This window comes from Novosphingobium sp. NDB2Meth1, from assembly GCF_900117425.1.
In the GTDB taxonomy this organism is placed as follows: Bacteria; Pseudomonadota; Alphaproteobacteria; order Sphingomonadales; family Sphingomonadaceae; genus Novosphingobium.
In genome coordinates, this window is the sequence record NZ_FPEH01000014.1 from 445,514 (window position 1) to 468,240 (window position 22,727).

Here is a 22,727-nt window from a genome sequence, read left to right on the forward strand (position 1 = left end):
GCGGATTGCCGGGCGCACGATCGTGCTCGCCCTGCCGAGCCACAAAGGAGATAACCATGGAATTGCCATACCCGGAGAATGTGCTGTCGAGACCGCAGGCAGTGCTGGATCGGCTTATCGAGCTTGATGAGATGATCGAGACTGTCTGCTTGACCCTGGTTGCAATAGACGGAGTCGATAATCTCAACATGGCGCAAGCTCTCGCTTGCGCCGCGCGCGCCGCGCTCAAGGCCTTCGAAGACATCAACATCGAGCTTGCCGACTATGTCCGCGCGGCTGACGTCTTTCGCGAGCGGAAGGGCGTGCCCGGTCCGCGCCGGGTGACACCTGAAGAGGCCGTTGCCAATTTCGAAGCGTCGTTTGCGAGACCTGTTGACGGGGATGACGAGGTCGAGGCGCAGGGACTTAGCCTTGCCGAGATTTTCTCGCGTCTCGGGCCGCTGTTGGAGGCGGCAGGCGTCAAGCTTGCGCAGACTGGCCCTCATGCCGGCGCAGCCACTGATCCAGGTCCCCAAAAATCCGCGATCGCAATGGGCGGTTGATCTCGCCCGCCGCAATCGAAATTCAACCAGGAGCAACTTGTATGGAAATCGGTGAAAAGCCCGCAGCGACAAACGTTGGTGCGTCGCTGCAAGCAACTATCGCGGTCAATGCCCTCGATGCCGTGCGCGATCTCTGCATGGAAGCGGGTGGACACCAGGCGAGCGGCACTCTGCCCGAACTGAATGCCGAGAACTTTTCCTGCCTTCTCGGCATCATTGTCGACAACATGCGCGAAGCCCTGGAGCACCTGCGGTGAGCAACAGCGGGCGGCATTCGGGCGATGATGCGATGGCCGAAATGGCGGCTGCGCTCGGACCCGAAGCCGCGCGCACGGTTGCCCGGCTGCTTGGCGGCACGACGGTTCGGCCGCCACGGCAGATCACGCCCGATCACTACCTAGTCCAGAAGCTGGGAGCCGAGCTCGCCGGGGAGCTTGTCCGCTGGTTGAACGGCGACCGCTTCTATGTGCCCATGCAGTGGGAGCGGCGGCGGCGCTGCCTCGACTTGCTGGAGGCCAAGCAGATGACAATCACGCAGATCGCGTTGGAGCTTGGCCTGACGGAGCGGGCGGTCTACAAGATCAAGGCGGGTGCCGCACCGAAGCCGCTTCCGCCTCGCGACGATCGCCAGATGGATCTGTTCGCGTAAAAATGTGGCCCGCCTGACACGCGTCAGACAGCCTGCGATTTCATGACATCCTACACGGTCCAAAGTGCGCTGCGGGGGCTTGCCTCCTACTCCTGCCAATCCTCCGGAGTGCACGCCTTGGAATTTTCCGCGAGGGTGGACCATGACGGCTTCTGTTTCCGAAATCCTTTCTCAGACGCAAAGCGCGATCGAACAGCGCCGTGCCGAAGTGCGCGAGATCAACCAGGAGCTTGAAGGCCTGGAGATGGAGCGGCTGGCAGTAAGCAAGCGTCCGCCGCACACGGATGACATCGTCGCGCTGTACCGGCGCGGGCTCGATGAAGAGCGCAAGGCATTCGAGCGGGAATTGAAGACCGGGCTTGGCGCGCTCTTCGTTTCGGCCGACGATGCGGCTCAGGCCTCCAGCGCCCCGCAGCGGAGAGACATCCTTCGCTTTGAGGGCAAGCTGGAAGAGCGCGAGGTCCATGACCGGGCACTTCGGCGCGAGGGTCCCGCTCTCAACATTTCGGCCCTGAGCTACTTCCTTGCCGACATCATCGGGCAGGAACTTCCGGGGCTGATCGAGCGCCACTGCCCGGCCGCTGCCAACGGCATCAAGGCAGCCGATCGCGCAGAGCAGCTTACGCAGCTGGATCGTGAGATCGCCACGCTCACCAAGCGCCGCGATGAACTCCTGGGCGAGCTCACGGCGCTGCGCCAGGCCGCAAGCATCTGACCACCTCACGAGCAAGGATCAAGACATGTCCCGAATTCTCGGAACCTACGCCCTGAAGTATGCAATCGTGCGCGAGACGCGGGCGACGGATGGAGAGACCCGCGAGGAAGTTCTGAAGCCTACCGGCTTCGAGGTGATCGTAAGGCGGCCGCAAGCGCGCCACATGAAGCTGATGGACGGCTATCAGGATCGCGAAATCCATGGGTCCATCGCCCTCCTGGCGCAGATCAGCAATCTGGACGCGGATGAGCTCGACCTGATCGATGCCGAGGATTTCGGCGCGCTGGGAAACTTGCTCGGCTCGGGCAGCGGGAGTGGCCAGCCGACTGGCGTCGCTGCCTAGGCATCCTTGCCCGCAACGACACCTTCGCCATCGCCCCGAGCGAGCTTTGGGCGATGGACTGGGATGAGATCGAATTCTGGCTTCAGCAGATCGAAGACCAGTTCTTCCGGAAAGAGTGACAGCCAATGACCAGCAAGCCCAATTTGCTCGCGATCATCGCGGGGTTCGCAAGCGAGTACGAAGGCCTTCGGGTGCGGGCGGTGATGCCCTATCCCAACGGGGTCGGCGGGTGGACCTATCGCCGCCTGGGATTTGTCTTCGGCAAGGAGCCGGTGGACATCGATCCTGCCGAGCTCGGCTCCGATCCGGTCAAGCTGGCGGATGCATTGTTGCTTCTGGCGGCCGACAAGCGCGAGGGCGCCGCGACATGTCATCTTGCCGTGTCGCTGGTGCTTCCGGACGGCACTGAGATCGCGCTCGGCTATGAAGAACAGGCGCTCCTCAGATCATACGTGGCCGCGCGCGGCGTGATCGAAGGCTGATGATGGCCGGCCGGATGAGCACGGGCAACGATACCTTCGTCCATGACGGGCTGCGCCGATGACGGCCAGCTTCAGGATCGATAGCGAGGGCGGCCAGGAGCTTGAGCGCAAGCTTGGCCGCGTCGTCCGCGCATTCGAGGGGCTTGAGCCCTTGATGGCCGGTATCGGCGTATACTTGGAGGGTTCGGCGCAGCAGCGCTTTCAGGATCAGAAGGGGCCGGACGGCCGAAGGTGGAAGCCGTCGCAGCGCGCTTTGCGTGATGGCGGCAAAACCCTGATCCAGTCTCACCTCTTGGAGCAATCGATCACGTCGGCTGCGACCGGCCGACGTGTCGAAGTCGGCACCAACCGGGTCTATGCAGGCGTTCACCAGTTTGGCTTCAGCGGCACGGTCACTGTCGGAGCGCACACGCGCACCCGCCGAAGTTCAACCTTGCCTGGCGGGCTGACATACGCGGTGCAGTCGTTTGAGCGGCAGATGAACATGCCCGCGCGGCCGTTCCTTGGCGTCTCGTCGGAAGACGAGACCGAAATCGGCCTCCTGATCGATGAATTCCTCATGGACGCGTTCGGCGCAACCGCGCCTGATTGACCGCTGAAAGGCCGCTGCGATGTCGTTCAAGTACTCGATGATCCTGGAGGCGGTCGACAAGGCGTCTGGCCCTGCAAAGCGCGTCAAACAGAACATGAGCTCGCTTGTCCAGGGCACGCGCGCATGGGGCCAGCAGGTCAAGAAAGTCTCGCGCGATGTCGAGAGCGGGGCGCGTAGCCTTCAGTTCTATGAGACCCGCGCGCGGCGGCTGCGGCAGGTGGCGTTGGGTTCATTCTTCCGCGCAGCGAGCATGAGCGCGCGGCAGCTGTCGGACAACGTCCGCGCCGCTGTCCGAAATCTCAACATCATGGAACGCGCCGGGAAGGCGGCCCGCGCCGGGGTCGGCTCATTGCTTTCGCGCGGGATCGGCATGGCCAAGTGGGGCGTTGCCGGCGCGGCCGGCGCAGCTGGCCTTGGCCTGTTCGACCTCTTCAGCACCGCAGGGAAGTTTGAGCAGTATCGCATCGCCTTCAAGGTGGCGGAGGGCTCTGCCGACAAGGCCAAGGCCAAGCTCCAGTGGATCAGCCAGTTTGCGACTGACACACCCTATGAACTGGACCAGGTGATTGACGCGTTCCGCACCCTGCAATCCGTGGGCGGTGTAGATCCAACGGATGGAGCCTTGCGCATCGTCGGCGATACGGCGGCAGGAACGAGCAAGGATCTGCAACAGGTCGCTGAAGCGTATTCCGACGCCGTCAATCTTCAGTTCGAGCGCCTTTTAGACCTTGGCTTGCGAGCAACTCGCCAGGGCGAGAAGGTGACTTTCTTCTACAAGAAGAATGGCCAGGAGCTGAGCAAAACGGTCCAGGCGCAGTCGCTGGCTGTCAAACGCGCGCTCGATGAGATATGGGGCGCGCAGTTCGGCGGTTCCACCAGCGCGCAGAGCCGCTCTTTCTTCGGCATCATTTCGAACCTGAAGGACCAGTGGAACGGTTTCCTCTTGCAGGTTGCCGACGCGGGCATCTTCGACCTAGTGAAGTCGAAGCTTCAGGGCCTGCTAGAAAAGGTCAACGAAATGGCGGCGAGCGGCGAGCTCAAAAAGTGGGCCGAAGCGATCTCCGCAAAGATGGAAGAAGCTGTCAATTGGGTTTCGAGCCTGACCAAAGCCGACTTCGACCACTTTACGCAGGAGCTCTCCGACGTGGCCAAGGCGGCCGGCGCGGTTGCTTCTGCGATCGCGCGCGCAGCTGAGGCGTACAACAGCCTGAACCGGTACAACGATGCTATCAGCATGGGCAACACGCCCGGCTCCCGGCTCCAGAATATGTGGCGGGTCTACAACGGGCAGAAGCCGCTGAAGTATTCAGGCACGCCAACACTGATGGAATACTTGTTCGGTGGAAAGCCGGACGCGGGACAGAAGGAGGCTTGGGATCGAGCCCCATCGATCCCGTCGGCCGTTGGCGGTAGCCGGCCTGGGCCAACGACGCGGCCCGCCACACAACCAGCAAAGCCGATCAGCGGACGACTGGACATCCACATCACGACTGATCCCGGCACAAAGGCACGGGTGAAAAACCTTTCGAGCAACAGCCGGGATTGGGACTTCGCGGCGAACTTAGGCCGCAGTATGGGCACGCCGCAGTAGGTGCCGATGATGGGTAAAGAAACACAGCTGCGGGGTTCGATGCCCGCCTCGTCAGAGCAGCGCCCAGAGCGCGTGTGTGCAGAGCGCCTGGAGCGCCCACGGTTCAACATGCAGGGCATTGTCGGGGCGGCGGCGGCGATCGCGCTGGCGGAGGCGCTGGGAGGAACTCGCATCTATGTGCCGGCCAAGATGAAGGCGAGCCATCGCCTCGCCAGGATCGCCGGCATAGAGGCTGCCCGCGCGCTGTCAGAGGCGTGCAAAGGAAGCTGCATTCGCGTGCCGCTGGAGAGGGAATTGAGGGCGGTACACTATCGCTCACAGGGCCACAGCCAGGCGCGTATCGCGCACCGCTTGGGGCTTACAGAAAACGGCGTTCAGAGCCTCTTAAAGCGGCTCGTGGCGCGCCAGGCAGAAAGGAAGTAGGTCCGACGATGGACGTTGACGTAACCATGCAGCCCGTTGCGCTGGATACCGCTGGCCAAGCCGCTTACCCGCCCCGCGAAGTGAAGCTGCTCCCATTTGGCAATCCGTTCTACGGCAGGGATGGCAGAGGGCCGTGGGTGCTGCGCGATCGAGCTCAGGCGGAACGCGTCCTGGCGTTGACAAAGCAAGTGCTGGGCGGCGTGGATATGGTGGTTGACTACGATCATGCTACCGAGCTCGCCGCGCCACAAGGCAAGGGCCGTGCGATCGCCGCTGGTTGGGTCCGCTCTCTCTACATTGCTGACGATGGTATCTGGGCATCGATCGAATGGACGGCGCAAGCTTCTGCCGAAATCCTCGCGCGCCAGTATCGCTACATCAGTCCGCATTTCAGGGTGGACAAGCTCACCCGCGAAGTCACCCGGATCGTCAACGCGGGGCTCACCAACACACCGAACCTTGAACTGCCCGCGCTCGCCTCATACCGCGGCAAGCAAGTGACAGAGGAAGAGCGTGCGATCTGCGCAGCGCTTGGTGTGACGGAGGCGGACTACCTCGCGCAGAAGATCTTGGACAGCGCGCCGTGGCGCGAGGCGGTGGGAGGCGGTCTCACTTCAGAAGAAATTGATATCCTCGCGCGGACCGGTGTCTCCGAAAAAGACTACCTCGCGACCAAGGCTAAGATGGCGCGTTAGAAGGTGGGAACAGGGCGTATGTGCAGAGCGGAAGCGCCCGTCTCCGGGGCTATGTAGCGCAGCTTGCAACATACTCTCACAGGCCGCTAAATGGCCTTTCAGAGATGGCTTAGTGGGTGCCGAAACCGCTACCCGAGTTATGCAAAACCTTGTTTCCCAAAATTGCAAAACCTAGTTTCCCGCTACACCCCTCCCGCTTGCGGGAGGGGGTGGGGGGTGGGCCAGCAACGCCACAACCAAGCGCAGCGCTTCCACCCTTGACAAAACGAACCATATAGGTTATACGTCCCGCCCAGATCGGGAGCAGGCTAGGCCGGCCTCGCCCTCGCTCCTTTGGCCGTAAAACGCCAACGCGACCGGTGCGGGCTGCGGGTTCAAGGTGGGGCGGTCTCCCCCAAGTCCTTGGCCAGGCAACCTACCGCGCCAGCACGCAGATCATGGCTCCCATCGGCTTCGTCCCGGTGCGAGCAAAGACCGGCACGCATGCGAGCCGCTACCCCGGTCCCGGGCCATGATCGACACAAATGGCTGCGCCGGACCTCTTCTGCCCATCCGGCCACTCGCACCCGGCGGAACACGACGCCCTCCCCGCAGCGCCAGTGCAGGCGCCGCACCGGTCGCGCGATCACCCTCCACTGCCCGCACACCGCAGCGCCGCGCCGCCAAATCCAACACGTTTCTCGCAGAGACGCAAAGGGGAGCAGAGGGCGCAGAGACGTACTGCCCCACCCTCGTCATTCCCGCGCAGGCGGGAATCCAGAGCCCCAACCGCCGCAATGCCCCCGACCGCGAAACCCGCTTGTCAGCGCGTGCATTCGGGATGACACTCCCCCCATGGTCCCGATCCCCTTGCGCAGGTCCACGCTCGGCCTGCTCTGCGCCCTTGGCATCACCGCATCGTCGCTGCAGGCGGCCATGCCCGGCTTTCCCGCAGCAACGCATCCTGTGGCGGGGGGTGAATGGCACTACGTCGGCGGTGATGAAGCCGGCACGTGGTTCTCCTCGCTGACTGACATCAACGACAGCAATGCCGCGCAGCTCGGCTTCGCCTGGGCCTATGACATGGGCACCGAGCGCGGGCAGGAAGCGACGCCGCTGGTCATCGACGGGGTGATGTACACCTCGGGCGTCTGGGGCATCGTCTATGCGCTGAACGCCGCGACGGGCGAAGTGCTGTGGACGTTCCACCCCGGCATCGACCCAGCCTCGGCGCGAAACGCCTGCTGCGACACGGTGAACCGCGGTGTGGCAGTCCGCGACGGGGTGGTGTTCGTCGCCAGCGAGGATGGCCGGCTCCACGCGCTCGACGCGAAGACCGGCGCCGAAAAATGGAGCGCCGACACGATCATCGACCGCGCCAGGTTCACCTATGCCTCGACCGGCGCGGTGCTGCTGACCAGCGATTCCGTGGTCATCGGCAATTCCGGCGCAGACCTCGGCGATGGCTCCACGCGCGGCTACATCTCGGCGTGGGATATCAGGACCGGCGCCTTCAAGTGGCGCTTCTTCACCGTCCCGCCCGCACCGGGCCAGCCGTTCGAGCATCCCGAGCTGGAAATGGCGGCGAAGTCATGGGCGCCCGATCACGATGGCCGCTACCAGAACGGCGGTACCGTATGGGACGGGCTTTCCTACGATGCCGAAACCGACCAGATCGTGTTCGGCACCGCCAATGCCTCGCCCTATTCGCGGGTGAAGAACGCCAGCGAGCGGCACGACGACTTGTTCAATGCCTCGATCATTGCGGTGAACGCGAAGACGGGCCGGATGAACTGGTACTATCAGGAAACCCCCGGCGATGCCTGGGACTACGACGCGGTGCAGAAGTTCGTTTTCGCCAATCTGCCGGTGGGCGGGGGGCAGCCGCGCCGGGTGGTGATGCAGGCGTCGAAGAACGGCTTCTTCTACACGCTCGATCTCAAGACGGGGAAGCTGCTGGCCGCCGATCCGTTTGCCTATGTGAACTGGGCCAAGGGCGTCGATCTCGCGACCGGGCGCCCCGTCTTCACCGAAGTCGCCGACTATTCCGCCAAGCCCAAGAACGTCTACCCCTCATGGGCGGGGGCGCATACGTGGAACCCGATGTCGTTCAGCCCTAAGACGGGCCTCGTCTATATCCCCACGGTCGACCAGCCCAATGTCATGGTCAATCTGGAAGCCAACAAGGGCAAGCTCCGGCACCTTGAAGGGTTCTTCAACGCCAACGGGATCATCCCGGACGACACTTATGACGAAGCCGCGCTGAGCCGCCTGTTCGGCCCGCTGCCGACCAAGGCGGAACTGCAGAAGGAGCGCGGCAAGACCTCGCTGGTGCGCGAAGTGCTGAAAGCTTGGGACCCGGTTTCGCGGAAGGTGGTGTGGGAGCAGGTCACGTCCGACCGCAATCGCGGCTATGATGGCGGCGTGCTTTCCACCGCCGGCAATATCGTGGTGCAGGGGCGCGGGGACGGCACCTTGCGCGTCTACAACGCCGCCACCGGCGCCGAACTCGCCGCGATCCAGACCGGCTCGCATATCATGGCAGCGCCGATGACCTACCGCATCGGCGGAGTGCAGTATATCGCGGTGCAGGTGGGTTACGGCGGGGTCGGGATCAGCTATCCGATCACCCCGGCGGATATCGCCTACAGGAACCGCAACACCAACCGCATCCTCGTGTTCAAGCTGCGCGGCGGACCGGTCCCGCAGCCCGAGCCGCGCCCCGATCCCTTCACCTATCCCGCCCCGCCCCCGAGCCGCGCGACCGCCGCCAGGATCGCGCATGGCGAGGCCAAGTTCACCGAATACTGCTCGCGCTGCCATATGTTCGGCCCGGGTGTGACCCCGGACCTCTCGCGCCTGCCGAAGGACATCCACGGCATGTTCAACGATATCGTGCTCGGCGGCGCGCTGGCGGGCAACGGGATGGCGCCGATGGGCGACATGGTGAGCAAGTACGATGTCGAGGCGATCCACGCCTACCTGATCGACACCCAGCGCAAGGGCTACGAAGCGCAGCGGAAGGCGAAGCCTACTTCGTAAGCGCCCGAGCGATTGCGACGAACTCCGCCACGCTCAGCGTTTCGGCGCGGCGCTGCGGATCGATACCGAGCGCGTCCAGCGCATCGAGCGCGCCGGGGAGGCCCTTCAAGGATTGGCGCAGCATCTTGCGGCGCTGGCCGAACGCCGCTTCGGTCACGCGCTCCAGCATCCGCGCCGATACGCCTTCGGGCATCGCGGCGGGCTCGACATGGACGATCGCCGACATCACCTTGGGCGGCGGAGTGAACGCGCTGCGGTGGACGCGCATCGCGATACGGGCGGCGCTGCGCCACTGGGCGAGGACGGCGAGGCGGCCATAGGCGTCGCTGCCCGGCGGCGCGATGATCCGCTCCGCCACTTCCTGCTGGAACATCAGGGTGAGCGAACGCCACTGCGGCGGCCATTCCTGCCCGGAAAGCCAGCCGGTGAACAGCGCGGTGCCGACATTGTAGGGCAGGTTCGCCACGACATGCCACGGCGCGTCGAACAGGTCCGCGGGCGCGATCTTCATCGCATCGCCTTCGATCACGCGGAGCTGGCCGGGGAAAGCTTCGGCAAGCTCGGCGAGCGCCGGGAGGCAGCGGCGGTCCATTTCGACGGCGGTCACGTTGGCTCCCCGCCGCAGCAGCGCCCGCGTCAGCCCGCCGGGGCCGGGGCCGACTTCGAGCACGTTCTCGCCCTTGAGATCGCCGGGCACCGCAGCGATGCGGGAGAGCAATTGCTCATCGAACAGGAAGTTCTGGCCCAGCGCCTTGGTGGCGATCAGGCCGTGGCGCTGGACGACATCGCGCAGCGGAGGCAGCTCGGTCATCCGTTCGCTGCTCTCCGCGCAGCGCACTCGCCCGCCATGCGGATCGCGGCGATTGTCGCACCGGGGCGCGCCGTGTTGGTGCCGGCGATGCCGAACGCGGTGCCGTGATCGGGCGACGTGCGGATAATCGGCAGGCCGAGCGTGACGTTCACGCCCTCGTCGAAATCGAGCACCTTGATCGGGATCAGCGCCTGATCGTGATACATGCAGATCGCCGCGTCATAGGTCGCGCGGGCCTCGGCATGAAACATCGTGTCGGCCGGCAGCGGCCCGCGCGCGTCGATCCCGGCGGCCTGCAGCGCGGCAATGGCAGGCGCGATTACGTCGCGGTCCTCGCTGCCCATCCGGCCATCCTCGCCTGCATGAGGATTGAGCGCGGCGACAGCGAGGCGGGGCGCCGGGACGCCGAAATCGCGCGCCAGCGCAGTGGCCGCGATGGCCGAGCGGCTGCGGATCAGTTCGGCTGTCAGTAGTCCGGGCACGTCATGCAGCGCGACGTGGACTGTGATCGGCACCACGCGCAGGCTCGGCCCTGCCAGCATCATCACCGCGTTTTCCGGCGTGATCCCGCAGGCTTCCGCCACGAATTCGGTCTGGCCCGGCTGGTTGAAGCCGATGCGGGCGAGCCGGCTCTTGGCGATCGGGCCGGTGACGAGCGCGGCGGCCGCACCTTGCTTGACGAGGCTCGTGGCGACCTCAAGCGCCCGCAGCGCCAGTGCGGCCCCGGCATCATCGGGCTGGCCGGGCGTGTAGGGCGCGCTGCCCACGTCCAGCACCGGCAGCGCGTGCGGGAATACGGCGGCAGCCTCATCCGGCGCAGCGATGGCGACGACTTCCATTGTCAGGCCGCGCGAGCGGGCAGCCGCCTCGATCAGATCGCGGTTGCCCACCGCGAAGAACGGCGGCAGCCCCTCTGCATCGCTCAGCGCCCAGGCGGCGGCGATCAGCTCGGGGCCGACGCCGGCGGGGTCACCGAGGCTGACGGCCAAGGGCGGGGGCGGCGGGGGCGTGGTCATGCCCCGCGCCTCAATTGTATTCGATCACCGCGTCGCGGCGGAGGTCGCGCAGGTAGGTCTGGGCGCGCTTGTTGACGCGCTCGTCTTCCATCTGCGACTGGATCGCCTCGAAGCTGGGGCCGCCTTCGACCTTGGGGTCATCGCGGCCGCAGAGCATCAGCACGCGCACGCCGTCTTCGACCGAGCCGAACGGCGGGGTCGATTCTCCCACCGAGAGCTTGAGGATCGTGTCCTGCAGCGCGGTCGGCAGATCGCGCACGCGGATCTGGTCGTTGCCGACGACGGTCGCGCCCAGCGTGACGGCGGCGGCATCGACCGCCCCGCAGCCCTTGATGGTCTTGACCGCGGCGGCGAAGGTCGAGGCCTTGCCGGCAGCGTCCTTCTCGGGTGTGCCCTTGGGGAAGCTGATCGAGATCTGCTTGAGGCTCAGCACCGCATCGCGCGGATCGGCCGTCAGCACCTGGCGCTTGTCGATCAGGTAGAGCAGCGAATAGCCCGAAGCGAGCTCGACCGGGCCGACCAGCTGGCCGGGCGCCATCTGCGCGGCAGGGGTCGAAAGCTCGGGCGGCAGCTGGGCAAGGCGGATCCAGCCGAGATCGCCGCCGACCGAAGCGCTCGACGACTGCGAATACTGGCGCGCATAGGCGACGAAGCTGCCGCCGCCCTTGAGCTGTTCGAGAATCTTCTCCGCATTGGCGCGCACTTGCGGTTTGGTCTCCTCCGTGGCCGAGAGGAAGATTTCGCCGATGCGGTATTCCTCGGTGCCCTTCGCCGCGGTCATGCGTGCCATGACTTCGCGCACTTCACCGTCCGAGATGTTGATGAAGGGCTGGACGTTGCGGCGCAGCAGGCGTTGCCAGGCGAGTTCGCCCTTGATCTGACGCTTGAGCGAGGCCGAGGACGAGCCGATCGAGGTCAGGTATTTTTCGAGTGCGGCCGGATTCTGGCCGAAGTTCTGCTGCGCGACGCGGTTGAAGGTCTGGGCGACTTCCTCCTCCTCGACATCCGAACTGGCGGCCTTGGCTTCCTGGATCTGCAACGTCTCGTCGATCAGGTTGCGCAGCACCTGCATGCGCAGGCGCTCCATTTCCTCGGGCGGGACCTTGCCGCCATTGGCGCTGACGATGAGCGCGAGGCGCTGGTCGACATCGGTGCCGGTGATGATCTCGCCGTTGACGATGGCAGTGGCGCGGCGGACGTGCGGATCGGCCTTGCCGAAGATCGTCGGGTTCGCGGGCAGGTTGAGCGCGCCACCGGACGTGACAGCATCATCCTGATCGAGCAGGGTCTGCGCACTGGCAATGGGAGCAGCGGCGACGGCAAGGGCGCCCAGAGCAAGCGCGGCGCGCGCCGGAGCAGAAAGCAAACGAAACCCGGTCTTCATGGCAGTTCGATATTCCTGTCTATCGGCCCCGTCCGGCATCTGCGATGCTTTTTGATACGGTTTTGGCCGCCCTTCCCTTGCACAGTCCGTCTGAACCCGAGGTGAGTGGCCCAGAGGCTGACGGGGCGATAGACCGATTGCAACGGTGATGGAAGCAAAACACAAGGAAAAGTCGGTCGCCATGTGCCACTTCGGCCTGTCTGGAACTGCGCGGGCCGTTGTCGCCGTCTCCGTCAGGGGATCAGATCAGCGCGCGCCGAGGCCCTTGAACGAGAGATTGAACTGGATCGTGTTGCCGCGCGTCACGTCGCCGATCGTGATGTAATCGCGGCGCCAGGTCAGCGCGAGATCGAGGCAGTCGTCGGCATAGGCGAAGCCTAGCCGGTGGCGCAGCAGCTGGAAACCGTCCTTGGTCTTGGTCGGATCGTCGATGCGGCTGGTGAGGTTGGCCACCGCCGAGCCAAACACCGACCAGCGCCGCGCGAAAGCGACGCGGCCCGAAAAGCGCAGTTCCTCTCGGTCGCGCAAGTCCTCGAACGTGGCCGGGATATCGCGGTTGAGCCGGAGGTAGCCGACCTCGGCATAAGTCCGGTGATTGCCGATCGTCGCGTCGATTTCGTTGCGGCGCAGCTTGAAGCTGTCCTTGTCGAGCCGGAACCGGTGGGTGAACTGGACAATGTCGCGAAAGCGCAGCTCGCTGCGGCCGACAATGTCCGATGCGCGCGAGGAGAGACCGGTGCCGTCGGGCAGCAGGGTGTTCTGCGTCGAGAGGCGGTAGCTCTGCCCGACCGTGGTGGAGACGCGCCAGCCGGGCCGGGTCAGTTGCCAGTCGGCACCATAGGTCACCCGCACGCCGTCTTCGATGCGGTCGTAGCCGGGAAAGCGATTGAGCGCGAAAATGTTCGAGGCCTCGAGGTCGACCGAGCGCGAATCCTCGTTGGGTATGGCGAGGTTGCGGATATGCGGGATCGCGACGAGCTGGACGCGCGGGGTGAACACTTGTGTGCCGCCGAAGAGCGAACCGATCAGCGGCCACTTGACGTCGATGGCGGCGGTGGCGATGCCGCGCCCCTGCCAGCCGCGCATGCCGCGATAGAGCGCGTTGGTGGTGAGATCGTTCTGCGCGGAATGATAGACATCGCCGCGCGCCAGAGCGGTGAAGGTCACTTCCTGCCCGAGGCCGGTGATCGTGCGCAGGTCCCACTGCGCCTTGGCGAAGGCGCGCTGGGTGTCCTGCCCGGCGGGGCGGGTGATCGCGAGGCTGTTGACCTGCAGCTCCAGCGTGCCCCCGATGGCCGGCGGCACAAGCCGGCGGCGATACTCGACGGCCGGCAGCGCGATCGGCACCAGCCCCTGCCGGTCGCCAGTGCGCAAGGTCTGCACCGCCCAGCCGGCAAGGCTGAAGTAGCTGTTGTCGTCGATCCGCTCGAGATTGATCGTCGAACGCAGCCGGTCATCGCGGCTGATGTCGTAGCGGCGCAGGAACGTGCGGTCGCTGGCATAGCGGCCATAACCGGTCAGGCTCCAGTGCTCGCCGAACTGGAACCGGCCGTTGGTTTCGAAATAGCCGCGAAAGACCTGCTCCTGCGCATTGGCATCGGTCACGTTGCCGCCGCCGACGTTGATGCGCGCGCTGCGGGTGAGATAGGCGGTGGCTTGGAATGCGCCCTTGTCGGTCAGCTGGCGGTAGCGAGCGGAGATCATCGGCAGCGCCTCGGTGAAGATATAGCCGGTAAGCGCGAGGTCCTTGTTGTTGGCGAGGCGCCAGTAATAGGTGTCGTTGATCTGAACGCCATTTGCAGCGCTGAAGCGGAAATCGGGGATCAGGATGCCGCTTTCGGCGCGGAAGTCGGAAGTGTGCGCAAGACCCGGCAGCGGCAGGATCGGCAAGCCGAACACCCTGAGCAGCGCGCCCTTGTAGCGCACGCGCTGGTCCTTGGCATCGTAGGTGACCTTGACGGCAGTGACTTCCCAGCTCGGGCGCTTGGGGCAGCCGTCTTCGTCCTCCACCGCGCAGCCGGAGAACGCCGCATCGCGCAGCACCATGTCGCCATTGGCCGCCCGCGTGCCGCTCCGCGCGGCAAGGCGACCGCCTTGGCGCAGCACCAGCAGCAGGTCCTCGATCGCCCCGGCCTTGAGCTCGTCGGTCAGCTCCACCTTGTCTGTGTAGAGCACGTTGCCGCCTTCATCGACGAAGCGGATATTGCCGCTCGCCTCGATCACGCCGGTCTTGCGGTTCCATGTGACGACATCGGCGCGCACCGTCTGCTCGGCGCGGCGCAGCACGACATTGCCGGTGGCGGTGACGGTCTCCGCATCGCTGGCATAGGTGACGCGGTCGGATTCGAAGCGGACTTCGGCGGGCTGGCTTGCTGCCGTGCTGCTTGCCTCTTGGGGCGGCGGCACGGCGTCGACCGCCTGGGCATGGGCCTGCACTGCGCCAAGCACAACCGCGCCAAACACGGCGATGAACGGGGAAATCGCAGCGACGCGGACGGGTCGCAAGCATCGGGAAAAGGCTTGCGGCAGGGGCCGCGGGGGGGCGCGCATGGCCTTGCCTATCGCACCGGCGCCGCTTAACTGCAAACCCACAATTCACCTTGCGACAAGCTGAGCCGCGCAGGTGTGCCCTTTTTCCGGCAGGAGCCTTGAATGATCATCGAATTCGCCGCCGCAGAAGCCGCCCGCCCGGCCGTTGTCGCCAGCTTCGTGGTGCAGGACGGGCTTCCCGTCGATGCCGATGCGCTGGTGAAGGGCGCCGCCGCCGCCGCGCGCTTTACCGGCAAGGCAGGCCAGTTGTTCGAGGCATTGGTGCCGGCGGGCGAAGGTGTGCAGCGTCTGGCCTTCGCGGGCATCGGCGAGGCGGGCGCGGCTGGCCGCACCGCAATGCTGGAACGTGCAGGCGGCGGGATCACCGCGAAGTACCTCACCTCGGGCGTCACCGAACTCGCCATCGATTTCGCCGGCAGCGGCCTGACCGCCGAGGAAGCGACCGCCGTGCTGCTGGCGGCGCGGCTGCGCGCGTGGCGGCACGATGTCTACCGCACCAAGCTGAGCGACGAGCAGAAGCCTTCGCTCGCAAAGATCGTGGTGCTGGGTGCGCCGGAAGGCACTGCCGAGCTGTGGGAGACCGAGGCGGCCATTGCCGAGGGCGTGGAGTTTACCCGCGAGTTGGTGACCGAGCCCGCCAACGTGATCTACCCCGCCAGCTTCGTCGAGCGCTGCAAGGCGCGGCTCGAGGGCACCGGGGTCGAGATCGTCGTGCTCGGCCTTGCCGAGATGACCGCGCTCGGCATGGGCGCGCTGCTCGGCGTGGCGCAGGGTTCGGTGCGCGAGCCCCGGATCATCGCGATGCGCTGGAAGGGCAAGGCGGGTACCAAGCCCACCGCCTTCGTCGGCAAGGGCGTGACGTTCGACACCGGCGGCATCTCGATCAAGCCCGCCGCCGGCATGGAAGACATGAAGTGGGACATGGGCGGCGCGGCGGCGGTCGCGGGCACGATGCTCGCGCTCGCCAAGCGCAAGGCGCAGGCCGACGTGATCGGCGTCTGCGGCCTTGTCGAGAACATGCCCGATGGCAACGCGCAGCGCCCGGGCGATGTCGTCACCACGATGTCGGGCCAGACGGTCGAAGTCATCAACACCGACGCGGAAGGCCGCCTCGTGCTGTGCGACGCGGTGACATGGGTGCAGAAGGAATATGCGCCCGCCACGATCATCGACCTTGCCACGCTGACCGGCGCGATCATCATCTCGCTGGGGCATGAGCACGCGGGCATGTTCTCGAACGATGATCTGCTCGCAGGCCAGCTCGATGCGGCGGGCAAGGCCAGCGGCGACAAGCTGTGGCGCTTCCCGATCGGCCCGGCCTACGACAAGCTGATCGACAGCCCGATCGCCGACATGAAGAACGTGGGGCCGCGCTATGGCGGCTCGATCACCGCGGCGCAGTTCATCCAGCGCTTCGTCGAAAAGGGCGTGGCCTGGGCGCACCTCGATATCGCGGGGACCGTCTGGGTCGACAAGCCCGGCGCGACGCATGACAAAGGCGCGACCGGCTTCGGCGTGCGCCTGCTTGATCGCTACGTGCGCGACGTGCTGGAAGCCTGATCGGTGCCAAAGATGCGCCGCAAGGCGGACCTGCCGACGAAAGTCTGCGCGTCTTGCGGCCTCCCCTTCACGTGGCGCAAGAAGTGGGAGCGCGATTGGGACAATGTGAAATATTGTTCCGACCGCTGCCGGATGGGGAAGGGCAAAAGCGCATGAGCGGACTATCGCGGCGAGGATGGCTGGCGGGCGCAGGCGGTGCTGCGGCGCTGGCAGCTCTGCCCGTATCGCTGCGGGCCTTGCCGCCCCCCGTCAGCCAGTTTGCGGATGCTGCGGCGCCGATCAGCCGCGCCGAACGGATGGCCCGCATCGCCAAGCTGCAGGGCCTGCTGCAGGAGCGCGGCCTTGCGGCGCTGCTGGTCGAAAGCGGCAGCAGCCTGACCTACTTTACCGGCGTGCGCTGGTCGCGTTCCGAGCGCATCACTGCGGCAGTGATCCCGGCGAGCGGTCAGCCCATCGTGGTCACACCGTTCTTCGAAGCGCCTTCGGTCAAGGAAACGCTGGCCGTCCCCGCCGATGTCCGCACCTGGCACGAGGATGCCAGCCCCTTCGCGCTGATCGCCGACGCGCTGCAAGGTCTGACCGGCGCGGTCGCGGTCGAGCAGACGACGCGGGCCTTCATCACCGAAGGGCTGAAGCGCGAGGGACGGTTCGAGGTCGTCTCCGGCGCGGCGCTGGTCGATGCCTGCCGCCAGATCAAGTCGCCCGCCGAACAGGCGCTGATGAGGCAGGCCAATGCCATCACGCTGGCGGCCATGCGCGAGGCGCGCGGCATGGTGCGCCCGGGCATGACAGCGAGCGATATCGGTGCGCTGATCGAAAAAGCCACGGTGCGGATGGGCGCCGAGCACGATTTCGCGCTCGTGCTCCTCAACGAGGCGAGCGCCTACCCCCACGGCTCGCATCAGCCCCAGACCGTGCACGAAGGCTCGGTCGTGCTGATGGACTGCGGCTGCGTGCTCGAAGGCTACCAGTCCGATATCTCGCGCACGTTCGTCTTTGGCGAACCCAACCCGCGCCAGCGCAAGGTGTGGGACACGATCCGCCGCGGGCAGGACATGGTGTTCGGCGCCGCCAAGGTCGGCGTGCCGGTCAGCAAGCTCGATGCGGCGGTGCGCCGGTTCTACGAGCGCGAGGGCTGGGGCCCCGGCTTCACACTGCCCGGTCTGCCGCACCGCGCCGGGCACGGCATCGGCATGGACGGGCACGAGAGCCCCTACCTCGTCGGCAGCGACCAGACCCCGCTTGCCCCCGGCATGTGCTTTTCCAACGAGCCGGGCCTCTACATCCCGGGCGAGTTCGGCATGCGGCTCGAGGACTGCTGGGTGATGACCGAAGCCGGCCCGCAGAGTTTCACGCCGCTGGCGCGCTCGCTCGAAGATCCGATCTGACCATGCGGGTCGATTTCTACCAGCTCTCGCGCGATCCGGCAGAGCTCGTGCTGCCCCGGCTGGCGCAGGGTACGCTCGGCGCGGGCGAACGCCTGCTGGTGGTCTCCGAGGATGCGGAGCAACTTGGCCGGATCAGCGAGACGCTGTGGGCGCGCATTCCCGAGAGCTTTCTCGCCCATGGAATGGCCGGAGGCGAGCACGACGCGCGCCAGCCGATCCTGCTTTCGCACGAGCCGCTCCCCGCCAACGGCGCGCGCTATCTGGCGCTGGCGGACGGGGTGTGGCGGGAGATGGAGGGGGTGACGCGCGTCTTCCTGCTCTTCCCGCCGGACCGGATCGACGACGCGCGCGGCACCTGGCGCATGCTCGGCAAGCGCGAGGGCGCCGAACGCAAGTACTGGCGGCAGGAAGGCGGCAAGTGGCTGGAGGGGCCGTAATTCCTCCCCGGCACGGGGAGGGGGACCACCCGCAGGGTGGTGGAGGGGCACCCTCGGAGAATCCCGAACTGTTCGATAAGGCTGCACCTGCCCCTCCACCATCCTTCGACAAGCTCAGGATGGTCCCCCTCCCCCGGTGGGGGAGGAACCTTGCAGTGCAGCAAAATCCCCGCTAGGGGCGCGGCCAACAAAAGCCTCCCCCAAACTCGCAAGGAAGATCCCATGGCGGTTACCCGCACCTTTTCGATCATCAAGCCCGATGCCACGCGCCGCAACCTGACCGGTGCGGTCACCAAGATGCTCGAGGAAGCCGGCCTGCGCGTCGTCGCCTCGAAGCGCATCCACATGAGCCGCGAGCAGGCCGAAGGCTTCTACGGCGTGCACCGCGAGCGTCCGTTCTTCAACGATCTGGTCGAGTTCATGATCTCGGGCCCGGTCGTGGTGCAGGTGCTCGAAGGCGAAGACGCCGTGAAGCGCAACCGCGACATCATGGGCGCGACCAACCCCGCCAACGCCGAGCCGGGCACGATCCGCAAGGAACTGGCCGAATCGATCGAAGCCAACTCGGTCCACGGTTCGGATTCGGACGAGAACGCCGCGATCGAGATCGCCTTCTTCTTCAAGCCTGAAGAAATCGTCGGCTGATCTGGCGAAAAGCGCTGCTATAGCAAGGGCCGCCGGGGCGATCCGGCGGCCCTTTTGCGTATCGGGAGAGGTTATGCTGGGAATGGGGGACGGGTCATGCCCGTTCGAATTCAATTTCGATCCCGCCACGTTCAAGGTGGGTGATTATGTGAGCTACCGGGTGACAGGCAGCCTCGAAGGCATGCCCTTCGTCGGCACCCTGCTCGAGGTGCATGACGATTACGTCGTGATCTCGCCCGGCGAAAGCGAACCCGATGCGCGCTATCGCGGCACGCGCGAGGATCGCCCGGTGGTAGACATCAGCGAGATCTGAAAGAGCAATAAATAGGGACAGTCCCCTTTTTATCGTTCTGTCCCAGCCGATCCCGAACGATTCTGGTTCTCGATAAAAAGGGGACTGTCCCTATTTATCGGGCCCTGCTTTTTCAGGCCACCGTCGGCTGCCGCGCGTACCAGCGGTCGAGCATCGAGGCCATCGCGGCAATCGCAGCAAGGCCGATCAGGATCGGCAGGCGGAAGCTGGCGCCCGATGCCAGCAGCGCGGCGGAAATCAGGCAGGCGGAAGCGCAGCCGAGGTCCCAGCCGCCTTCGGTCGCCATCGAGAAGCGCAGCACGCAGGGGCTCTGCCGCGCCATAGCGTAGAGCGGCGCGAGCATCGCAGTCGCCGTCATCGGGACGACGAGCGCGCCGAGCGCAGTGGCGACGATCGCCAGCACCGGGTGCGCGAAGGCCGCGCCCTTGAGGATCAGCGCGAAGGCTGCCGCGCCATAGGCAACGGCGAGCGAGTGGCGCGGGCGGCCGGTATCGATCAGGCGCCCGACGACAAGGCTGCCCACAGCCGCCGCCACCCCCGCCGCCGCGATCGCGCCGCCGAAGGCATCGAAATGCTCGCCGAGCGAAGCAAACAGCGCGAGGTTCCAGATCATCACGCTGCAGCCCGAATGGAAGCCCTCGCCGAGATAAAGCCGCCGGGCATGGGCCTTCACCGCAGGGTCGAGCGCCGCTTCAGGCTCGACCGAGGGATTGGGCGCGCCGATCAGCGGCAGCGCGGTTGCCAGTTGCAGCGCGGCGATGGTCAGGAAGGCGGGGACGGGGCCCGCGACCGCCAGCAGCACGCCGCCGACCGCAGGCGCGACGATGCCGACCACCGCGCTGGTCGCCTGCTGGATGCTCACCTGCCGCCCGCCCTTGCCGGTTTCCATCAGGCTCGGCATCACCGCGTGCCACGAGGTCCAGTAAAGCACGCCGCCCACGCCGCTGACGCCGAGGAACAGCGCGAGCAGCGGGCCTACCCCGGTGACGAACGGGAGCAGCGCGAAACTCACCGCGCGGATCGCGACGCCCGTCAGCAGCGTGCCGAGCAGTCCCCAGCGCAGCGCCAGCGGCAGCACCAGCGGGCGCAGCACGAAGCGCGAGAGCACGATCATCGCAAAGCTCGCCAGCGCGGCGGGATAGGTGAAGCCCCGGCTCACGAGGAACCCGGCGATGAAGATGCCGCCGCTCGCTTCCACAAACGATTGCAGCCCCGAGTGGAGATAGACCCGCTGGATCGGACTCAGGACAGGGGCAGGCATGGGTTTCCCCTAGAATTCCATCATCGCAGCGAGCTTGCGCGGCGCGACGGCCAGCCACGAGCGGCGCAGCCATTCGCCGATGTCGTCCCAGTCGACGTCGCCAAGGTCAAGCCGAATACCTATCCACCCGTCGCCGAAATAGGCGGGACGAAAGAAGCGCTCAGGATCGCTTTCGATGAGCTGTTCCTGCTCGTCCGCCCCGCTGATCTTGACAAGGAGGGCGGTGCGGCCATCGGCGTGGTGGTTGGTGGGGACCCAAGCAAATTTCTTGCCTTTGACGATGCCGAAGCAGGCGATGCCGTGGCTGAGGCTTTCCTCCGCTTCGGGCAGTTGCATGGCGCGCTGGCGCACCTGCTCGGTCAGCCACGCTGGATCGGTCTCGCGCGTCACCAGTTCGGCGAGGCATCGTGCGTAGAGCTGGTGTTCGGCAAACAGGACCCGCGCCGCAATCGTGTCGGGCGTATCACCCGGCAGGATCGCCACGGGGATTTGCCCGAGGATCGGGCCTTCGTCGAGGTCCGCTGTCACGAGGTGGACGGTGCAGCCGGCATGGCTGTCCCCGGCGGCAATCGCGCGCTCATGGGTGTGGAGGCCAGTATACTTCGGCAGCAGCGAGGGGTGGATATTGACCATCCGTCCCTCCCAGCGCGCGACGAACTCCGGGCTGAGGATTCGCATATAGCCCGCGAGCGCGATCCATTGCGCGTGGTGGCGGCGGACCTGCGCTTCCATCGCCGCATCATGCTCCGCGCGGGGAATGCCCTTGTGGGGGAGGACGAAAGTGGGAATGCCCTCTGCCGCCGCGAGCTTGAGGCCGCCGGCGTCAGGGTTGTTGGAGAGGACGAGGACGATCTCGTAGGGGCAGTCCGGCAAGCGGCTGGCATAGAGCAGCGCGGCCATGTTGGTGCCGCTGCCGGAAATGAAGACGGCGACTTTGGCTTTCATATCGTCCTCTCCATTTTTCCCCTGAGCTTGTCGAAGGGGACAAATGGGGAGGTGGCCCGCCGCAGGCGGGTCGGAGGGGTAAAGGCGGCAAAGAAGAACCCCTCCGTCAGCCCTGCGGGCTGCCACCTCCCCATTTGTGCGTCGCAAAAATGGAGAGGGAAAAGGTCACCCATAATGCACTGCTTCCCACGCCTCGCGCGCAGACCACGCCTCGGCGCTGCCGTAGACAGTGCAGCCCTTCTCGCCCGCGACGATCTCACCCACGGTGAAGGCCGTCTCGCCCGCTGCGGTGAGGTCCGCCAGCAAAGTGGGCACTTCCGACGGGCTCACCGCCAAAACCATACCCACGCCGCAATTGAACGTGCGGGCCATTTCGCCGGGCTCGATCGCACCCTGTGCCTGAAGGAAGGCCATCAGGCGCGGCTGCTCCCACGCATCCGCGTTGATGCGGGCGTGCAGTCCATTTGGCAGGACGCGCGGCACATTCTCCAGCAGGCCGCCGCCGGTGATGTGCGCGAGGGCGTTGATCCGGCCAGCGCGAATGAACGGCAGCAGGCTCTTCACATAGATGCGCGTCGGCTCGATCAGGTAGTCGATCAGCAGTCGCTCGTTGTCGAACAGGGCGGGGCGCTCCAGCTTCCAGCCCTTGTCGGCGGCGAGGCGGCGGACCAGCGAATAGCCGTTGGAATGGACGCCCGACGAGGCAAGGCCGATCAGCACGTCGCCTTCAGCAACACGGCTGCCGGTGAGCTGTTCGCCGCGCTCCACCGCGCCGACGCAGAAGCCGGCGAGGTCGTAGTCTCCGGCGGCGTACATGCCGGGCATTTCCGCGGTCTCGCCGCCGATCAGCGCGCAGCCGGCCATGCGGCAGCCTTCGGCGATGCCCGCCACGACGCGTTCGGCCACGCCCGTATCGAGCTTGCCGGTGGCGAAATAGTCGAGGAAGAACAGCGGCTCGGCGCCCTGCACGATGAGATCGTTGACGCACATCGCGACGAGATCGATACCGATCGCGTCGTGCCGGTTGTGGTCGATGGCGAGCTTGACCTTGGTGCCCACGCCGTCGTTGCCCGCCACCAGCAGCGGGTCCTTGTAGCCCGCCGCCTTGAGATCGAAGAACGCGCCGAAGCCGCCGAGTTCAGCGTCCGCGCCGGGGCGGGCGGTCATCTTTGCAAGGGGGCCGATCGCCTTCACCAGCGCATTGCCGGCGGCGATGTCCACCCCGGCCTTGGCGTAGGAATAGGACTGCTGCGTGTCGTCGTTGGAAGCCATGGCGCCCCCGCTAGCGCTTTCCCGCTTGGATTTCCACTTGCCTTTGGGCAAAAGCGGCGCAAGCCGAATACCAGCGCATGCTTGCGTCCCCG

At 65.9% G+C, this 22,727-nt stretch carries 24 protein-coding genes; 17 read left to right on the top strand and 7 right to left on the bottom strand.

Annotated features, from left to right (window positions below):
- Positions 1-56: 56 nt before the first annotated feature.
- The 11 genes from NDB2M1_RS09255 (at position 57) to NDB2M1_RS09305 (ending at position 9,053) form a co-directional block, all read left to right on the top strand.
- On the top strand, positions 57-542 hold the full coding sequence (locus NDB2M1_RS09255) for a hypothetical protein (RefSeq protein WP_143146693.1): 486 nt from the start codon (positions 57-59) through the stop codon (positions 540-542).
- A 41-nt stretch (positions 543-583) separates the two neighbouring features.
- Positions 584-799, top strand: coding sequence for a hypothetical protein (locus NDB2M1_RS09260; RefSeq protein WP_072381561.1), 216 nt, complete (start codon positions 584-586; stop codon positions 797-799).
- The gene (locus NDB2M1_RS09265; RefSeq protein ID WP_072381563.1) at positions 796-1,191 is read left to right on the top strand and encodes a hypothetical protein; all 396 of its coding nucleotides are present in this window, start codon (positions 796-798) and stop codon (positions 1,189-1,191) included. The genes NDB2M1_RS09260 and NDB2M1_RS09265 overlap by 4 nt, the downstream gene beginning before the upstream one ends.
- A 142-nt stretch (positions 1,192-1,333) precedes the next feature.
- The gene (locus tag NDB2M1_RS09270; protein ID WP_072381565.1) at positions 1,334-1,906 is read left to right on the top strand and encodes a hypothetical protein; all 573 of its coding nucleotides are present in this window, start codon (positions 1,334-1,336) and stop codon (positions 1,904-1,906) included.
- Positions 1,907-1,931: 25 nt separating this feature from the next.
- Positions 1,932-2,249: a hypothetical protein gene (locus tag NDB2M1_RS09275; RefSeq protein WP_072381567.1), complete on the top strand. Its 318-nt coding sequence runs from the start codon at positions 1,932-1,934 to the stop codon at positions 2,247-2,249.
- A gap of 125 nt (positions 2,250-2,374) precedes the next feature.
- Complete coding sequence (locus NDB2M1_RS09280) at positions 2,375-2,731, top strand: hypothetical protein (protein WP_072381569.1); 357 nt, start codon at positions 2,375-2,377, stop codon at positions 2,729-2,731.
- Between the two features lie 58 nt (positions 2,732-2,789).
- On the top strand, positions 2,790-3,323 hold the full coding sequence (locus tag NDB2M1_RS09285) for a phage virion morphogenesis protein (RefSeq protein ID WP_072381571.1): 534 nt from the start codon (positions 2,790-2,792) through the stop codon (positions 3,321-3,323).
- Between the two features lie 19 nt (positions 3,324-3,342).
- Positions 3,343-4,914: a hypothetical protein gene (locus NDB2M1_RS09290; protein WP_072381573.1), complete on the top strand. Its 1,572-nt coding sequence runs from the start codon at positions 3,343-3,345 to the stop codon at positions 4,912-4,914.
- 9 nt (positions 4,915-4,923) lie between these two features.
- Complete coding sequence (locus tag NDB2M1_RS09295; RefSeq protein WP_216233985.1) at positions 4,924-5,337, top strand: hypothetical protein; 414 nt, start codon at positions 4,924-4,926, stop codon at positions 5,335-5,337.
- Between the two features lie 8 nt (positions 5,338-5,345).
- Complete coding sequence (locus NDB2M1_RS09300; RefSeq protein ID WP_083554754.1) at positions 5,346-6,032, top strand: phage protease; 687 nt, start codon at positions 5,346-5,348, stop codon at positions 6,030-6,032.
- Positions 6,033-6,866: 834 nt separating this feature from the next.
- Complete coding sequence (locus tag NDB2M1_RS09305) at positions 6,867-9,053, top strand: PQQ-dependent dehydrogenase, methanol/ethanol family (RefSeq protein WP_072381577.1); 2,187 nt, start codon at positions 6,867-6,869, stop codon at positions 9,051-9,053.
- Here NDB2M1_RS09305 and rsmA read toward each other — a convergent pair.
- The 4 genes from rsmA to NDB2M1_RS09325 form a co-directional block, all read right to left on the bottom strand.
- Entirely contained in the window at positions 9,043-9,864 is an 822-nt protein-coding gene (gene rsmA / locus NDB2M1_RS09310) for a 16S rRNA (adenine(1518)-N(6)/adenine(1519)-N(6))-dimethyltransferase RsmA (RefSeq protein WP_072381579.1), read from the bottom strand. The two genes, NDB2M1_RS09305 and rsmA, sit on opposite strands and share 11 nt — an antisense overlap.
- Complete coding sequence (gene pdxA / locus NDB2M1_RS09315) at positions 9,861-10,880, bottom strand: 4-hydroxythreonine-4-phosphate dehydrogenase PdxA (RefSeq protein ID WP_072381581.1); 1,020 nt, start codon at positions 10,878-10,880, stop codon at positions 9,861-9,863. The genes rsmA and pdxA overlap by 4 nt, the downstream gene beginning before the upstream one ends.
- A 10-nt stretch (positions 10,881-10,890) precedes the next feature.
- Positions 10,891-12,264 (bottom strand): peptidylprolyl isomerase, encoded by a 1,374-nt coding sequence (locus NDB2M1_RS09320; RefSeq protein ID WP_072381583.1) that lies wholly within the window; start codon positions 12,262-12,264, stop codon positions 10,891-10,893.
- A gap of 246 nt (positions 12,265-12,510) precedes the next feature.
- The gene (locus NDB2M1_RS09325) at positions 12,511-14,814 is read right to left on the bottom strand and encodes an LPS-assembly protein LptD (RefSeq protein WP_072381585.1); all 2,304 of its coding nucleotides are present in this window, start codon (positions 14,812-14,814) and stop codon (positions 12,511-12,513) included.
- Between the two features lie 102 nt (positions 14,815-14,916).
- Here NDB2M1_RS09325 and NDB2M1_RS09330 point away from each other — a divergent pair, with 102 nt between their 5' ends.
- From NDB2M1_RS09330 to NDB2M1_RS09355, 6 genes are all read left to right on the top strand, one after another.
- Positions 14,917-16,374 carry a leucyl aminopeptidase gene (locus NDB2M1_RS09330; RefSeq protein ID WP_072381587.1) on the top strand — a complete coding sequence of 486 codons (1,458 nt, stop codon included), beginning with the start codon at positions 14,917-14,919 and terminating at the stop codon, positions 16,372-16,374.
- A 12-nt stretch (positions 16,375-16,386) separates the two neighbouring features.
- Positions 16,387-16,530: a DUF2256 domain-containing protein gene (locus NDB2M1_RS09335; protein WP_216233991.1), complete on the top strand. Its 144-nt coding sequence runs from the start codon at positions 16,387-16,389 to the stop codon at positions 16,528-16,530.
- Positions 16,527-17,762 carry a M24 family metallopeptidase gene (locus NDB2M1_RS09340; RefSeq protein WP_072381591.1) on the top strand — a complete coding sequence of 412 codons (1,236 nt, stop codon included), beginning with the start codon at positions 16,527-16,529 and terminating at the stop codon, positions 17,760-17,762. Before NDB2M1_RS09335 ends, NDB2M1_RS09340 begins: the two co-directional genes overlap by 4 nt.
- A gap of 2 nt (positions 17,763-17,764) precedes the next feature.
- Complete coding sequence (locus NDB2M1_RS09345) at positions 17,765-18,199, top strand: DNA polymerase III subunit chi (protein WP_072381593.1); 435 nt, start codon at positions 17,765-17,767, stop codon at positions 18,197-18,199.
- 222 nt (positions 18,200-18,421) lie between these two features.
- Positions 18,422-18,844 (top strand): nucleoside-diphosphate kinase, encoded by a 423-nt coding sequence (gene ndk, locus NDB2M1_RS09350; RefSeq protein WP_054120613.1) that lies wholly within the window; start codon positions 18,422-18,424, stop codon positions 18,842-18,844.
- Between the two features lie 73 nt (positions 18,845-18,917).
- Positions 18,918-19,157, top strand: coding sequence for a hypothetical protein (locus tag NDB2M1_RS09355; protein ID WP_072381595.1), 240 nt, complete (start codon positions 18,918-18,920; stop codon positions 19,155-19,157).
- 112 nt (positions 19,158-19,269) lie between these two features.
- Here NDB2M1_RS09355 and NDB2M1_RS09360 read toward each other — a convergent pair whose 3' ends face one another.
- The 3 genes from NDB2M1_RS09360 to purM all read right to left on the bottom strand — a co-directional run bounded on the left by NDB2M1_RS09360 (position 19,270) and on the right by purM (position 22,635).
- Positions 19,270-20,418, bottom strand: coding sequence for an MFS transporter (locus NDB2M1_RS09360; protein ID WP_072381597.1), 1,149 nt, complete (start codon positions 20,416-20,418; stop codon positions 19,270-19,272).
- 9 nt (positions 20,419-20,427) lie between these two features.
- The gene (purN, locus tag NDB2M1_RS09365; protein ID WP_072381599.1) at positions 20,428-21,363 is read right to left on the bottom strand and encodes a phosphoribosylglycinamide formyltransferase; all 936 of its coding nucleotides are present in this window, start codon (positions 21,361-21,363) and stop codon (positions 20,428-20,430) included.
- A gap of 165 nt (positions 21,364-21,528) precedes the next feature.
- Positions 21,529-22,635, bottom strand: a complete 1,107-nt coding sequence (purM, locus tag NDB2M1_RS09370) for a phosphoribosylformylglycinamidine cyclo-ligase (RefSeq protein ID WP_072381601.1) — start codon at positions 22,633-22,635, stop codon at positions 21,529-21,531.
- Between the last annotated feature and the right edge of the window lie 92 nt (positions 22,636-22,727).

Excerpts from the sequence above, each read along its gene's own strand:
- NDB2M1_RS09285 (WP_072381571.1), top strand. The coding sequence starts at position 2,790 with ATGACGGCCAGCTTCAGGATCGATAGCGAGGGCGGCCAGGAGCTTGAG.
- NDB2M1_RS09355 (WP_072381595.1), top strand. The coding sequence starts at position 18,918 with ATGCTGGGAATGGGGGACGGGTCATGCCCGTTCGAATTCAATTTCGAT.
- NDB2M1_RS09330 (WP_072381587.1), top strand. The coding sequence starts at position 14,917 with ATGATCATCGAATTCGCCGCCGCAGAAGCCGCCCGCCCGGCCGTTGTC.
- NDB2M1_RS09345 (WP_072381593.1), top strand. The coding sequence starts at position 17,765 with ATGCGGGTCGATTTCTACCAGCTCTCGCGCGATCCGGCAGAGCTCGTG.
- purN (WP_072381599.1), bottom strand. The coding sequence starts at position 21,363 with ATGAAAGCCAAAGTCGCCGTCTTCATTTCCGGCAGCGGCACCAACATG.
- NDB2M1_RS09305 (WP_072381577.1), top strand. The coding sequence starts at position 6,867 with ATGGTCCCGATCCCCTTGCGCAGGTCCACGCTCGGCCTGCTCTGCGCC.
- NDB2M1_RS09325 (WP_072381585.1), bottom strand. The coding sequence starts at position 14,814 with ATGCGCGCCCCCCCGCGGCCCCTGCCGCAAGCCTTTTCCCGATGCTTG.
- pdxA (WP_072381581.1), bottom strand. The coding sequence starts at position 10,880 with ATGACCACGCCCCCGCCGCCCCCGCCCTTGGCCGTCAGCCTCGGTGAC.
- NDB2M1_RS09270 (WP_072381565.1), top strand. The coding sequence starts at position 1,334 with ATGACGGCTTCTGTTTCCGAAATCCTTTCTCAGACGCAAAGCGCGATC.
- NDB2M1_RS09300 (WP_083554754.1), top strand. The coding sequence starts at position 5,346 with ATGGACGTTGACGTAACCATGCAGCCCGTTGCGCTGGATACCGCTGGC.
- NDB2M1_RS09340 (WP_072381591.1), top strand. The coding sequence starts at position 16,527 with ATGAGCGGACTATCGCGGCGAGGATGGCTGGCGGGCGCAGGCGGTGCT.
- ndk (WP_054120613.1), top strand. The coding sequence starts at position 18,422 with ATGGCGGTTACCCGCACCTTTTCGATCATCAAGCCCGATGCCACGCGC.
- rsmA (WP_072381579.1), bottom strand. The coding sequence starts at position 9,864 with ATGACCGAGCTGCCTCCGCTGCGCGATGTCGTCCAGCGCCACGGCCTG.
- NDB2M1_RS09260 (WP_072381561.1), top strand. The coding sequence starts at position 584 with ATGGAAATCGGTGAAAAGCCCGCAGCGACAAACGTTGGTGCGTCGCTG.
- NDB2M1_RS09320 (WP_072381583.1), bottom strand. The coding sequence starts at position 12,264 with ATGAAGACCGGGTTTCGTTTGCTTTCTGCTCCGGCGCGCGCCGCGCTT.
- NDB2M1_RS09335 (WP_216233991.1), top strand. The coding sequence starts at position 16,387 with ATGCGCCGCAAGGCGGACCTGCCGACGAAAGTCTGCGCGTCTTGCGGC.
- NDB2M1_RS09290 (WP_072381573.1), top strand. The coding sequence starts at position 3,343 with ATGTCGTTCAAGTACTCGATGATCCTGGAGGCGGTCGACAAGGCGTCT.
- NDB2M1_RS09295 (WP_216233985.1), top strand. The coding sequence starts at position 4,924 with ATGGGTAAAGAAACACAGCTGCGGGGTTCGATGCCCGCCTCGTCAGAG.
- NDB2M1_RS09360 (WP_072381597.1), bottom strand. The coding sequence starts at position 20,418 with ATGCCTGCCCCTGTCCTGAGTCCGATCCAGCGGGTCTATCTCCACTCG.
- NDB2M1_RS09255 (WP_143146693.1), top strand. The coding sequence starts at position 57 with ATGGAATTGCCATACCCGGAGAATGTGCTGTCGAGACCGCAGGCAGTG.
- NDB2M1_RS09280 (WP_072381569.1), top strand. The coding sequence starts at position 2,375 with ATGACCAGCAAGCCCAATTTGCTCGCGATCATCGCGGGGTTCGCAAGC.
- purM (WP_072381601.1), bottom strand. The coding sequence starts at position 22,635 with ATGGCTTCCAACGACGACACGCAGCAGTCCTATTCCTACGCCAAGGCC.
- NDB2M1_RS09275 (WP_072381567.1), top strand. The coding sequence starts at position 1,932 with ATGTCCCGAATTCTCGGAACCTACGCCCTGAAGTATGCAATCGTGCGC.